This window comes from Nocardioides sp. CER19 (genome assembly GCF_029846275.1).
Classification (GTDB): domain Bacteria; phylum Actinomycetota; class Actinomycetes; order Propionibacteriales; family Nocardioidaceae; genus Nocardioides.
On record NZ_JARVWS010000001.1, the window covers coordinates 770,171 to 782,841 of the forward strand.

Genomic DNA, 12,671 nt, shown 5'->3' on the forward strand with positions numbered 1-12,671 from the left:
GCCAATGAGCAGCACACTTTCCGGTGCTGCCGGACCAGTCGCACGACACACAGGAGCCACCACCACGATGAGCCAGTTCGGGGTCGAGAAGTTCACGAACCGCAGCCGCGAGGCGATCGAGGCCGCCCAGCTCTCCGCCACGACGGCGGGCAACACCGCCACCGAGCCCATCCACCTTCTCGTCGCGCTCCTGCTCCAGCAGGACGGCACGGCGGCCAACCTCGTCACCAAGTCGGGGGCGGACGCCGCCGCGTTGGTGCACGCCGCCAGCGCCGAGCGTGACCGGCTGCCGCGCGCCAGCGGCAGCACCGTGCAGCAGCCGGGTGCGTCGGCGGCGCTGACCCGCGTCCTCGCGACCGCGCTCGACCTGGCGCCGTCGATGAAGGATGACTACGTCGCCACCGAGCACCTGCTGATCGCGCTGGCGACCGTCGAGTCGACCGCCCGCAAGGTGCTGACCGACGCGGGCCTGACCGCCGACGGCCTGCGCGAGTCGATCACGGCGGTCCGAGGCAACCGTCACGTCACCAGCCAGGACGCCGAGTCGACGTACGAGGCGCTGGAGAAGTACTCCATCGACCTCACCAAGTCCGCCGAGGAGGGTCGGCTCGACCCGGTCATCGGCCGTGACGCCGAGATCCGCCGGGTCATCCAGGTCCTCAGCCGGCGTACCAAGAACAACCCGGTCCTCATCGGCGAGCCCGGCGTCGGCAAGACGGCCGTCGTCGAGGGCCTCGCCCAGCGCGTCGTCGCGGGTGACGTGCCCGACAGCCTCAAGGGTCGTCGCGTCCTGTCGCTCGACCTGGCCGCGATGGTCGCCGGCGCGAAGTACCGCGGTGAGTTCGAGGAGCGGCTCAAGGCGGTCCTCGACGAGATCAAGCAGGCCGAGGGCCAGGTCATCACGTTCATCGACGAGCTCCACACGGTCGTCGGCGCGGGCGCCGGCGGCGACAGCCAGATGGACGCCGGCAACATGCTCAAGCCGATGCTCGCTCGCGGCGAGCTGCACATGATCGGCGCGACCACGCTCGACGAGTACCGCGAGTCGATCGAGAAGGACCCGGCCCTGGAGCGTCGCTTCCAGCAGGTCTACGTCGGCGAGCCGAGCGTCGAGGACACCATCCAGATCCTCCGCGGCATCCAGGAGAAGTACGAGGCCCACCACGGCGTCCGCATCACCGATGCCGCCCTGGTGGCTGCCGCGACCCTCTCCGACCGCTACATCACCGGCCGGCAGCTGCCCGACAAGGCGATCGACCTCGTCGACGAGGCGGCCTCGCGCCTCCGGATGGAGATCGAGAGCAGCCCCGAGGAGATCGACCAGCTCCGCCGCCAGGTCGACCGGCTGAAGATGGAGGAGTTCGCCCTCGAGAAGGAGACCGACGAGGCCTCCGTCGAGCGGCTGGCCGCGCTGCGCAAGGACCTGGCCGACAAGGCCGAGGAGCTGCGTGGGCTGGAGGCCAGGTGGGAGCGCGAGAAGGCGTCCCTCGAGGGCGAGGGCGAGCTGCGCCGCCAGGTGGACGCGCTGCGCGTCGAGCTCGACCGGCTGACCCGCGAGTCGCTGATCGCGCCCGAGGGTCCGGAGCGCTACGCCCTCCTCGAGCAGCGCTACCAGACCGAGACGCGGATCAAGGAGCTCGAGCGACGCATCGAGGAGGCCGCCAACGCGCCCGAGAGCCCGGTCGACGGCGTCGACAAGCTCGTCGGCGAGGAGGTCGGCGCCGAGCAGGTCGCCGAGGTCGTCGAGGCCTGGACCGGCATCCCCACCGGCCGCATGCTCGAGGGCGAGACCGCGAAGCTGCTCCGCATGGAGGAGGTCATCGGCGAGCGCCTGATCGGCCAGAAGGCGGCGGTGCAGGCCGTCTCGGACGCCGTACGACGCTCGCGGGCCGGGATCTCCGACCCGAACCGCCCGGCAGGGTCGTTCCTTTTCCTCGGCCCGACCGGCACGGGCAAGACCGAGCTGGCCAAGTCGCTCGCCGACTTCCTCTTCGACGACGAGCGGGCGATCGTCCGCATCGACATGTCGGAGTACTCCGAGAAGCACTCGGTCGCCCGGCTGGTCGGCGCGCCTCCGGGCTACGTCGGCTACGACGAGGGCGGTCAGCTGACCGAGGCGGTCCGCCGTCGGCCCTACTCGGTGGTCCTGCTCGACGAGGTCGAGAAGGCACACCCGGAGGTCTTCGACATCCTGCTGCAGGTGCTCGACGACGGTCGCCTCACCGACGGCCAGGGCCGCACGGTCGACTTCCGCAACACGCTGCTGATCCTCACCTCCAACCTGGGCTCGCAGTTCCTCGTCGACCCGCTGCTGGACGAGGAGGTCAAGCGCGACAGCGTGATGGCTGTCGTGCGGTCCTCCTTCAAGCCGGAGTTCCTCAACCGGCTCGACGAGGTCGTCCTGTTCGACGCCCTCACCAAGGAGGAGCTGACCCGCATCGTCGACATCCAGCTGGCCGCGCTCGAGCGCCGGCTGGCGGTGCGCCGGATCACCGTCCAGGTCACCGACGCGGCCAAGGAGTGGCTGGCCGACGCCGGCTACGACCCGGCCTACGGTGCCCGGCCGCTGCGCCGCCTGATCCAGACCTCGATCGGCGACTCGCTGGCCAAGATGCTCATCGCCGGCGAGGTCTCCGACGGCGGCACGGTCACCGTCGACCGGAGTGGGTCGGGGCTGGTCCTGACCGTCTGACCCCCGCGCACCTGACCGGCCGGGCAGGGGCGGCGGGGGCGAGCCGCTAACGTCGGGACCATGAGCGTCCCGACGTACGACCTGAACGACGGCACCGCCCTTCCCGCCATCGGGTTCGGTACCTACCCGATGCGCGGGGAGGACGGGATCGCGGCGATCGTCAACGCCGTGGAGACCGGCTACCGGCTGGTCGACACGGCCGTGAACTACGAGAACGAGACCGAGGTCGGCGAGGCCCTGCGCCGCTCCGGCGTCCCGCGGGACGAGATCCGGGTGACGAGCAAGATCCCCGGCCGCCACCACGCCTACGACCTCGCGATCTCGTCGACCAAGGAGTCGCTGCAGCGGCTCGGGCTCGACCACCTCGACCTGCACCTCATCCACTGGCCGAACCCGAGTCAGGGTCTCTTCGGCGAGGCCTGGCAGGCGCTCGTCGACCTGCAGAAGCAGGGCCTGGTGAAGACGATCGGCGTCTCCAACTTCACCAAGGCGCACCTGCGTCGGATCATCGAGGAGACCGGCGTGACGCCGGCGGTCAACCAGGTCGAGCTGCACCCGCTCTTCCCGCAGGAGTCGATGCGGGCCGTCCACGAGGAGCTCGGCATCCGCACGGAGGCGTGGAGCCCGATGGGCAAGCGGCAGGCGCAGTACGACGCCCAGCCGGTCAGCTCGGCCGCCCAGCGGCTCGGGGTCACTCCGGGCCAGGTGATCCTGCGCTGGCACGTCCAGCTCGGCTCCGTCCCGATCCCCAAGTCGGCCACCCCGTCCCGGCAGGCCGAGAACCTCGACGTGTTCGGCTTCGAGCTCACCGACGACGAGGTCGCTGCGATCACCGCGCTCGGTCGTCCCGACGGGCGGCTGTTCGGCGGCGACCCGGACGTGCACGAGGAGATGTAGCCCCCTCCGCAGGTGACTGACGTTGACAAGGGGACGGCACAATGTCCCGCATGCCCCTAGCACTTCCCCGGCCCCGGCAGGTGACCATCGCCGCCTCGATGATCGTGGCGGGGTCGGCCGCGGTCGTGCTGACCGTGTTCCAGCAGATCGCCGGACTGCACAGCATCGACACCCGCGACACCGTCGAGAAGATGCTGGGGGAGCCGCCGTTCGACACCATGGGCGTCAGCGTCGACCGGATCCTGGACATCATCCGTGTGCTCTCGATGGTCGCCGCGGCCTGCGCGACCGCGACCGCGATCCTCGGCTGGCAGGTGCTCCACCGGTCCAAGTCGGCGCGGATCGCGCTGAGCGTCCTCGCGGTCCCGCTCTTCATCACCGGGATCGGTACCGGCGGGATCCTCTCCACCGCCGTCGCGGTCGCGATCGTGCTGCTCTGGCTGCAACCGGCGCGTGACTGGTTCGAGGGCCGGTGGCAGCCGGCCCCCGAGCAGGGCGCCCCCGGCCAGCAGCGGACCGGGGAGCGGACCCAACAGCGGATCCAGCAGCCCCAGCGTCCGGCCGAGCAGCCGACCGAGCCGCCGACCGGGCCGGAGGGGTCCGATCAGGGGACCGAGCAGCCGCCGCCGTACGCCGGCTGGCCGCCGCCCGCCGGGAGCTGGCCGCCTCCCCAGGCGAGCTGGCCGCCCCCGACCGCCCCGGTGCAGGCACCCACGCCCGCGCAGGCGCCGGTCGCGCGCCCCGAGAAGACCCATCGCCCGCCGGCCGTCATGGCCGCGGTGGTCCTGACCTGGGTGTGCTCGGTGCTCCTCGGTGGCCTCTTCGTGGTCGGCGCCGCCTGGCTGATCGCCTCGCCCGAGACCCTCATGGACGAGATGACCAAGCAGAACCCGGAGCTGGTCCGCGACGGCACCATCACGGTCGGGCTGCTGCGCGGCTTGCTCGCCGGCATGGCCGGCATGATCGTCCTGTGGGTGCTGGCCGCCTGCGTCCTCGCCTTCCTCGTGCTGCGCGGCGTCGGATGGGCCCGGGTCCTCCTGCTCGTCTCGACCGGCGCGGCCGGACTCGGACTCCTCGTGTGCGCCCTGGTCAACGCCGGCATGGTGGTGCCGCTGGTCGGTGCCGGAGCCGTCTTCGCGCTGCTGCTGCGGCGTGACGTCAGCGCGTGGTTCGGCCACCGCTGAGGTCCTCTCCTAGGTGTCCAGCGGCGAGGGTCGCGGCGGGCCGGGCACGCGGGCGCCGGAGCGAGGGCACCACCCGCCCCGGGTGACGCTGCGCCGGCTGCCGCCGGACGCGGGGAGGACGCTGCCGTGCAGCTGCCACGTCGCCCCGTCGAACGACCAGTGCAGGAGCTCCTCCCGCCACGGCTCCTGGCGCAGCATCGTGCGCTCCCACAGCTCCGTCTGAGCGACGTGGGCGTCCTTGAGGCGTCTGAGGAGTCGAAGGGCCAGGTGGCGCATCGACCGGGAGTGATCTGCAGCCATACCTCGATGGTCCGACCGCCCTCCGGGGTGTCGCGAGTGGCAGATATGACGTGCCTCGTCGAATTCCTGCCACGCGAGTTTTCTAGGGCGTCAGGGTCCCGGCGCCCAGGCGCCGGGTGGCCTCAGCGAGCACCTCGGGGCGCTTGCAGAAGGTCCACCGCACCAGTTGCCGACCGGCATCGGGGTGGTCCGCGTAGAAGCCCTGGACCGGGATGCCGACCACCCCGACCCGCTCCGGCAGTGCCAGGCAGAACGCCGTCGCGTCCTCCCAGCCGAGGTGGGTGATGTCGCTGACCGCGAAGTAGGTGCCGTCGGGCGTGCGGGTCGGCAGGCCGGCGTCGGCCAGCCCGGTGAGGAGCAGGTCGCGGCGCTCCTGGAGCGAGGCGGCGAGCTCCTTCGGGAAGTCGGCGGCCGAGGTCAGTGCGAAGGCGGCGGCCGGCTGCAGGGGCGCGCCGGTGGTGAACGTCAGCCACTGCTTGGCCGACATGAGCGCGGAGACCAGGTGAGCCGGCCCGGTGGCCCAGCCGACCTTCCAGCCGGTGAAGGAGTAGGACTTGCCGATCGAGGAGATGGTCAGCGTGCGTTCGGCCATGCCGGGAAGCGTCGCGATCGGGACGTGCTCGACGCCGAAGGTGAGGTGCTCGTAGACCTCGTCGGTGATCACGGTGAGGTCGTGCTCGACCGCGAGCCGGGCGATCTCGGCCAGCTCGTCCCGGGAGAGCACCGTCCCGGTCGGGTTGTGCGGCGAGTTGAGCAGCACGAACCGGGTCCGCGACGTCACGGCCGCGCGCAGCTCGTCCACGTCGAGACGGAAGTCGGGCGCCCGCAGGGTCACCGGTCGACGTACGCCGCCCGCCATCTGCAGCATCGCCGCGTAGGAGTCGTAGTAGGGCTCGAGCACGACCACCTCGTCGCCCGGCTCGATGAGCCCGAGCGTCGCTGCGGCGATCGCCTCGGTCGCGCCGGTGGTCACCACGACCTGTGAGTCGGGGTCCCACGTCAGGCCGTAGTGGCGCTGCTGGTGCTCGACGATCGCCTGGCGCAGCGCGGGCACGCCCGGTCCGGGGGCGTACTGGTTCGCCCCGCCCTGGAGCGCCGCGACCGCCTCGGCGATCACCTCCGGCGGTCCGTCGACGTCGGGGAAGCCTTGGCCGAGGTTGACGGCGCCGGTCCTCAGCGCGAGGGCTGACATGGTCGTGAAGATGGTCGGCGGGATGCCTTGCAGGCGCGACACGGTCACGTGGCCAATCTAGGGGTGGATCCCAGGTGCAGGATGTCCACCGTGACGTCCCTGACCCTGGGCACGCTCCGCATGCCCGTCGCGGGCCTGGGCCCCGCGAACCCGCTGCCGCCCTTGCGCCGCACGACGGACCCGCACGACGGCGTGCGGATCCACGTCGACGACGACGAGATGAGGACCAACGTCGCCTACGGGCACCTGCCCACGCTGCTGCCCTACCTCGTCCAGGACGGCTACGGCCGTGTGCGCGAGGAGCGGGACGTCGAGGTGGCCGTCCTGCAGAACGACGTCCTGAGGGCGACGTTCCTCCCGGGGCTCGGCGGCCGGCTGTGGTCGCTGGTGCACCTCCCCAGCGGCCGGGAGCTGCTGCACCGCAACCCGATCCTGCAGCCCGCGAACCTCGCCCTGCGCAACGCCTGGTTCGCCGGCGGCGTCGAGTGGAACCTCGGGACCACCGGCCACACGACGCTGACGTGCGAGCCGCTGCACACCGTGCGGGTCACGGGCGCGGACGGCGTACCGGTGCTCCGGATGTACGAGTACGAGCGCACCCGCGAGCTCGTCTACAGCCTCGACGTCAGCCTGCAGCCGGGGTCGCCCGTGCTGCTGGTGACCGTGCGGATCGTCAACCCGACCACCCGGACCGTGCCGGTCTACTGGTGGTCGAACGCGGCCGTGCCCGAGACCGACGACCTGCGCGTCGTCGTACCGGCCGACTCGGCCTACCACTACGCCTACGACAGCGGGCTGCAGGTCGTATCGGTGCCCGACGACGACGGTCGGGACCTCTCCCGGCCCGCCACCGCGCCGTCGCCCGCCGACTGGTTCTTCGACTGCCGGGCCGCGTCCCGGCCGTGGATCAGCGCGCTCGACGCGGACGGCCGCGGCCTGCTGCAGGTGTCGACCCGGCGCCTCGTGGGCCGCAAGCTGTTCGTGTGGGGCCGCTCGGTCGGCGGCCGCCGGTGGCAGCAGTTCCTCTCCGGCGAGGGCAGCCCGTACGTCGAGATCCAGGCCGGACTCGCCCGCACCCAGCTCGAGCACCTGCCGATGCCGGCGGGCGAGACGTGGTCGTGGGTCGAGGCCTACGGGATGGCCGAGCTCGACCCGGCCGCGGCCCATGGACCCTGGAGTGTCGCGCAGGAGGCGGTCGCGCGCGCCGCTGACGCGATCGCGCCGGGCGGGGTCCTGGAGGACGAGCTCGCGCTCGCGGCCGCCCGCGCCGACCGACCGGTCGACGAGGTGTTGCGTCCCGGCTCGGGATGGGGCGCGCTGGAGCGGCAACGGCGCCAGGCGGCGGGGGAGCAGCCACTGCCCGATGCCGGCACGCCGTGGCCCGACGACACGCTGGGTGCCGAGCAGGAGCCGTGGCTCGCGTTGCTGCGCACCGGCGAGCTTCCCGAGGCGGACCCGGCGCGGCCGCCGGAGTCCTACGTCGTCGGCGAGGGCTGGGCGGGGCTGCTCGAGACGGCCCCCGAGCACTGGGCGACCTGGCTCCACCGTGGCGTCGCGCGCTGGCACGCCGGCGCGCTCGTCGACGCCCGTGCGGCGTTCGAGGCTTCCCTGGCCCACCGGGTCACCGCCTGGGCGCTGCGCAACCTGGCCGTGGCCGAGCAGGTGGCCGGTGACGTCCAGGCCGCCGCCGACCACTACCGCCGCGCGCACGCCCTGGCGCCGGGCGAGCGGGCGCTGACCGCCGAGGCCATGCAGGCGCTGCTGGACGCCGGCCGGCCCGACGAGGCGCTCGAGCTGCTCGACGTCGTCCCCGAGCCCGCGCGCCGCCACGGGCGCGTGCGGCTGCTCGAGCTGCGGGCCGCGCTCGGCGCCGGCGACCTCGAGCGGGCCGGGCCCATCCTCGACTCCGACCTGGTCGTCGACGACCTGCGGGAGGGCGAGGACTCGCTCGCCGACCTGTGGGCCGGCTACCACCGGGCGCGGGGCACCGCCGACCCGCCGCCGCTGCCGGCGCGGCTGGACTTCCGGATGCACTGACGCCGCGCCCCGGGGAACTCACTACGCTTGGGGCCCGTGACCGATGAGACCCTCGCCGCCGACATCGACGCCACCTGCCGCCTGCACGGGGAGTTCACGCTCCGCTCGGGCCAGGTCTCGGACACCTACTTCGACAAGTACCTCTTCGAGGCCCAGCCGGCGCTCCTCGACCGGGTCGCCGCGCGGATGGTCGAGCTGCTGCCGGAGGGCACCGAGCTGCTCGGCGGCCTGGAGATGGGCGGCATCCCGATCGCGACCATGGTCTCGGCCAGGACCGGTATCCCGGTGATCTTCATCCGCAAGAAGGCCAAGGAGTACGGCACCGCGAAGCTCGCCGAGGGCCCGGACTTCGCCGGCCGGAGGGTCACGCTCATCGAGGACGTCATCACCTCCGGCGGTGCGGTGCGCGACGCCGTCAACGCGCTGCGCCCCGCCGGCGCCGTCATCGACACGGTCGTCTGCGCGATCGACCGCTCGCCCGAGCCGGGCGAGTCGTTGCGCGACGTCGACCTCGAGATCCGCTCGGTGCTGACCCGCGCCGAGCTGGACGCCGTCGGCTCCTGACGGCGGTCAGCGGACGTTCTGCGGCTGGCCCTTGGCCTGCCGGTCGCGCTTCTGCTTGCGCCGGACCTCGATCGCGATCGGGATGACGGTGATGAGCAGCAGCCCGATCGTCACGTAGTCGATGTTGTCGCCCAGCCACGGGAACGACCGGCCGAGGAAGTAGCCGAGCAGCGTGATGCTGGCGACCCACAAGGCGGCGCCGACCGCGCTCCAGATCATGAACTTCGCGCGGTTCATCCGCGTGACGCCGGCGACGAGCGTGATGAAGGTGCGCACGAACGGCACGAACCGGCCGATCACCAGCGCCTTGGAGCCGTGCACGTCGAAGAAGTGCGACGTCTGCTCGAGGTACTCCCGCTTGATCAGCCTGCCGTTGCGCTCGTAGATGCGCGGCCCGATCTTGCGGCCTATCTCGTAGCCCGCGACGTTGCCGCCGAAGGCGGCGATCATGAACAGCAGCAGCGCGACCACGAGGTCGACGCCGTGGCCACCCGGGACGATGTCGACACGGTCGGTGCCGATGAAGAGTCCCATCGCGAAGAGCAGCGTGTCTCCGGGCAGGAACGGGAAGAACAGCCCGCACTCGACGAACACGATCACCAGACTCAGCCAGAACAGCGCCGATCCGAAGGTGCCGAGCAGCCAGTCGGGGTCCATCCACTTCATGCCGAGCAGGAGCGGCTGGATCAGGTCGAGGAACACGTGCTCACGGTACCTGCCCTACGCTCAGGCGCGTGCGCGAGTACGACGATCAGGCGGTCGTGGCCAATTCCGACGGCCAGCGGGCGCCGTACGACCCGATGCCGCACGGGCCCGCCGAGGTCGGTGTCGGACCGTGGCAGGGCGAGTGGCCGGACGACCCGCGCTACGACCCGGAGCTGCTCGAGCACGGTGACCGACGCAACGTCGTCGACCGCTACCGCTACTGGTCGATGGAGGCGATCCGTGCCGATCTCGACACCCGGCGCCACGCCTTCCACGTCGCCATCGAGAACTGGCAGCACGACTTCAACATCGGGACGATCGTCCGGAGCGCCAACGCGTTCCTCGCGGCCGAGGTGCACATCGTCGGCAACAGGCGGTGGAACCGGCGCGGCGCCATGGTGACCGACCGCTACCAGCACGTCCGGCACCACGCGTCGGTGCCCGACCTGGCCGCCTACCTGCACGAGCTCCCCGGCGGGCCGGTCCGGCTGCTCGGCATCGACAACCTGCCCGGGTCGCTGCACCTCGAGACGACCGACGTCCCGCGCGACGTCTGCTTCCTGTTCGGCCAGGAGGGGCCCGGGCTCTCCGAGGAGGCTCGTGCAGCGTGCGACGGGACGTTCTCGATCGCGCAGTTCGGCTCGACCCGCTCCATCAACGCGTCGTCGGCCGCCGCGATCGCGATGCACACCTGGGTCCGCGAGCACGCCGACCTGTCGTCCGGAGAGGCGTGGCGGGGCTAGGACCCCTCGACCAGCTGCTCGATGCCCCCGAGCACGATCTCGAGCCCGAACACGAAGTCGTCGGAGGGCCACGGCCCCTCCTCGGCCGGCTCGTCGTCGAACACGTCGGCCTGGAGTGCCATCCAGACCGTCGGGGTCGCCTCCTCGTCGATGACGCTGCGCAGCCGGGTCGACCAGGTGCGCAGGCCCTCCTCGCTGTACTCGTGCAGCAGACGGACGTGGCTGCGCACGTAGCCGTCGAGGATCAGGAGTGACGACGCGACCTGCTGCGGCCCCAGCCCGGTCCCGCCGAGCGCGCGCAGGCCGGCGTCCATCCAGCCGACGCTGTGGGGCGTGAGCGGCGGCGAGGACATGCGTACGTCGACCAGCCACGGGTGCGCCAGGCAGCGGTCGAGGAGCGCGCGGGCCCACGCGGTCGCGGCGGAGCGCCAGCCGTCGCCGGGCTCGGGCGCCGGCAGGGTCACCGGGCCGTAGGCCGCGTCGAGCATCACCTGGAGCAGGTCGTCCTTCGTGTCGACGTACCGGTAGAGGGACATCGCGGTGAAGCCGAGCCGCTTGGCGACCGACGCCATCGACACGGCGTCCAGCCCCTCCTCGTCCGCCAGCGCGACCGCGACTCGGGCGATCGCCGGCACCGACATCGCCGGCTTCGGGCCCCGGCGCGGGACGGCGTCGTGGATGCCCCACAGCGCGCGGACCGCGCGGGACACCTCGGGCTCTGCCATCGCTCTCCTCGGCTGGTCGCGGTCCGTCTCGACAATTGCTTGCATCGTACGCAGTGAGCAGACTACCTTCTGCGTATCCCAGAAACAGTTTATGGAATACGCAAAGGAGTGCTCATGAGCACGACGCTGAACCCACCCGTCCGCGCGGGTCGACGGGAGTGGACCGCCCTCGCCGTCCTGGCGCTCCCGCTGCTGCTGGTCTCGATGGACGTCTCGGTCCTCTACTTCGCGGTGCCGGCGATCACTGTCGAGCTGCACGCCTCGGCGACGCAGCAGCTGTGGATCTTCGACGTCTACGGCTTCGTGCTGGCCGGGCTGCTGGTGACGATGGGTGCCGTCGCCGACCGCGTCGGCGCGAAGCGGGTGCTGCTCGCCGGCGCCGTCTGCTTCAGCGCCACGTCCGTGTGCGCGGCGTACGCCGGGAGCGCCGAGATGCTCATCGCGGCGCGGGCGGTCCTCGGGGTGGCCGGCGCGACGCTGATGCCGTCGACCCTTGCGATGGTCCGGACGATGTTCCACGACGAGCGCGAGCGGGCGAAGGCCGTGGCGATCTGGACCGGCGTCATGACGGGCGGCATCGGCCTCGGCCCCGTGCTCGGCGGGCTCCTGCTCGACCACTTCTGGTGGGGCTCGGTGTTCCTGATCAACCTGCCCGCGATGGCGCTGCTGCTCCTGGTCGGCCCCCGGCTGCTGCCCGCGACGCCGTCCCGGCGCGGCGTGCCGTTCGACGTGCCGAGCGCGGTGCTGTCGCTGGTGGCCGTGCTGCCGGCGGTCTACGGGATCAAGGAGTGGGCGGCCCACGGCCTGGAGCCCGCGTGGCCGCTGTGCCTCCTGGTCGGGCTCGCTGCCGGTGTCCTGTTCGTACGCCGGCAGCTCACCCACCCGCACCCGCTGCTGCCGCCGGGGCTGCTCCGCAACCGCCGCTACACGACGGCCGTGGGGGTCAACGCGGTCGCGACCTTCGCCATCGTGGGCAACGCCGTGTTCATGACCGCCTACCTGCAGCTGGTCCTCGGCAAGTCGGCCCTGGAGGCCGCGCTCTGGGCGCTCGCGCCCACCGTGCTGGTCGCGGGCGCCGCCCCCGCCGCCGCGACCCTCGCCGCCCGCATCGGCGCGCGCCGGGTCACGACGGCGGGTCTGCTCGTCGGAGCCGCCGGCTTCCTCGTGCTCACCCGGGCAGGTACCGACAGCCTCTGGCTCGTGCTGACCGGCGCCGGCGTCCTCGCCGTGGGGATGGTCAGCGTCATGAGCATCGCCGGCGAGCACGTCCTCGGCTCGCTCGACCCGGCCCAGGCTGGAGCCGGGTCGGCCGTGTCGGAGGCCGCGACCGAGCTCGGCGGCGCCCTCGGCATCGCGCTCCTGGGCAGCCTCGGCACCGCTGCCTACTCAGCCTTCGCCGGCGCGCACCTGCCCGCGGCGGTGGCAGGGACGCCCGCGGGGGAGTCGCTGCCGGGCGCGCTGGCCGTCGCCGGCCGGCTGCCCGGCCCGCTCGGGGACGCGGTGGTCGCGACCGCCCGGACGGCGTACGTCCACGGGCTCCACGCGGCCGCCGTCGGTGGTCTGGTCCTCCTGCTCGCCACCGCCGTCCTGACCGCGGTGCGGGGGCGGACGGAGGCGGAGGTCAGCGGCTGA

Annotated in this window: 11 protein-coding genes; 7 read left to right on the top strand and 4 right to left on the bottom strand. The window is 72.3% G+C overall.

What is annotated here, in order from left to right; translation table 11 throughout:
* The first annotated feature begins 67 nt into the window (after positions 1–67).
* The 3 genes from clpB to QDS12_RS03775 are packed head-to-tail and all read left to right on the top strand — an operon-like array spanning position 68 to position 4,773.
* A complete protein-coding gene (gene clpB / locus QDS12_RS03765) occupies positions 68–2,692 on the top strand; it encodes an ATP-dependent chaperone ClpB (RefSeq protein WP_279877034.1) in 2,625 nt (874 codons plus the stop codon).
* Between the two features lie 60 nt (positions 2,693–2,752).
* Entirely contained in the window at positions 2,753–3,589 is an 837-nt protein-coding gene (locus QDS12_RS03770; RefSeq protein WP_279877035.1) for an aldo/keto reductase, read from the top strand.
* Positions 3,590–3,639: 50 nt separating this feature from the next.
* The gene (locus QDS12_RS03775; protein WP_279877036.1) at positions 3,640–4,773 is read left to right on the top strand and encodes a hypothetical protein; all 1,134 of its coding nucleotides are present in this window, start codon (positions 3,640–3,642) and stop codon (positions 4,771–4,773) included.
* 9 nt (positions 4,774–4,782) lie between these two features.
* On the opposite strand, the gene QDS12_RS03780 is transcribed toward QDS12_RS03775, so the two are convergent.
* Together QDS12_RS03780 and QDS12_RS03785 are read right to left on the bottom strand one after the other, a co-directional pair.
* Positions 4,783–5,073, bottom strand: coding sequence for a hypothetical protein (locus tag QDS12_RS03780; protein ID WP_279877037.1), 291 nt, complete (start codon positions 5,071–5,073; stop codon positions 4,783–4,785).
* Positions 5,074–5,155: 82 nt separating this feature from the next.
* Positions 5,156–6,313 (bottom strand): pyridoxal phosphate-dependent aminotransferase, encoded by a 1,158-nt coding sequence (locus QDS12_RS03785; protein ID WP_279877038.1) that lies wholly within the window; start codon positions 6,311–6,313, stop codon positions 5,156–5,158.
* 42 nt (positions 6,314–6,355) lie between these two features.
* On the opposite strand from QDS12_RS03785, the gene QDS12_RS03790 reads away from it, so the two are divergent.
* Both QDS12_RS03790 and pyrE read left to right on the top strand, forming a co-directional pair.
* On the top strand, positions 6,356–8,302 hold the full coding sequence (locus QDS12_RS03790) for a DUF5107 domain-containing protein (RefSeq protein ID WP_279877039.1): 1,947 nt from the start codon (positions 6,356–6,358) through the stop codon (positions 8,300–8,302).
* A gap of 36 nt (positions 8,303–8,338) precedes the next feature.
* Positions 8,339–8,866, top strand: coding sequence for an orotate phosphoribosyltransferase (pyrE, locus tag QDS12_RS03795; protein ID WP_279877040.1), 528 nt, complete (start codon positions 8,339–8,341; stop codon positions 8,864–8,866).
* 6 nt (positions 8,867–8,872) lie between these two features.
* Here pyrE and QDS12_RS03800 read toward each other — a convergent pair whose 3' ends face one another.
* Complete coding sequence (locus QDS12_RS03800) at positions 8,873–9,568, bottom strand: DedA family protein (RefSeq protein WP_279877041.1); 696 nt, start codon at positions 9,566–9,568, stop codon at positions 8,873–8,875.
* A gap of 98 nt (positions 9,569–9,666) precedes the next feature.
* Between QDS12_RS03800 and QDS12_RS03805 the strand changes: the two genes are divergently transcribed.
* Positions 9,667–10,314 (top strand): TrmH family RNA methyltransferase, encoded by a 648-nt coding sequence (locus tag QDS12_RS03805; RefSeq protein WP_279878454.1) that lies wholly within the window; start codon positions 9,667–9,669, stop codon positions 10,312–10,314.
* Here QDS12_RS03805 and QDS12_RS03810 read toward each other — a convergent pair.
* Positions 10,311–11,039 (bottom strand): TetR/AcrR family transcriptional regulator, encoded by a 729-nt coding sequence (locus QDS12_RS03810; RefSeq protein WP_279877042.1) that lies wholly within the window; start codon positions 11,037–11,039, stop codon positions 10,311–10,313. The two genes, QDS12_RS03805 and QDS12_RS03810, sit on opposite strands and share 4 nt — an antisense overlap.
* A gap of 114 nt (positions 11,040–11,153) precedes the next feature.
* Between QDS12_RS03810 and QDS12_RS03815 the strand changes: the two genes are divergently transcribed.
* Positions 11,154–12,671, top strand: coding sequence for an MFS transporter (locus QDS12_RS03815; RefSeq protein ID WP_279877045.1), 1,518 nt, complete (start codon positions 11,154–11,156; stop codon positions 12,669–12,671).

Excerpts from the sequence above, each read along its gene's own strand:
- clpB (WP_279877034.1), top strand. The coding sequence starts at position 68 with ATGAGCCAGTTCGGGGTCGAGAAGTTCACGAACCGCAGCCGCGAGGCG.
- QDS12_RS03770 (WP_279877035.1), top strand. The coding sequence starts at position 2,753 with ATGAGCGTCCCGACGTACGACCTGAACGACGGCACCGCCCTTCCCGCC.
- QDS12_RS03775 (WP_279877036.1), top strand. The coding sequence starts at position 3,640 with ATGCCCCTAGCACTTCCCCGGCCCCGGCAGGTGACCATCGCCGCCTCG.
- QDS12_RS03780 (WP_279877037.1), bottom strand. The coding sequence starts at position 5,073 with ATGGCTGCAGATCACTCCCGGTCGATGCGCCACCTGGCCCTTCGACTC.
- QDS12_RS03805 (WP_279878454.1), top strand. The coding sequence starts at position 9,667 with ATGCCGCACGGGCCCGCCGAGGTCGGTGTCGGACCGTGGCAGGGCGAG.
- QDS12_RS03810 (WP_279877042.1), bottom strand. The coding sequence starts at position 11,039 with ATGGCAGAGCCCGAGGTGTCCCGCGCGGTCCGCGCGCTGTGGGGCATC.
- QDS12_RS03815 (WP_279877045.1), top strand. The coding sequence starts at position 11,154 with ATGAGCACGACGCTGAACCCACCCGTCCGCGCGGGTCGACGGGAGTGG.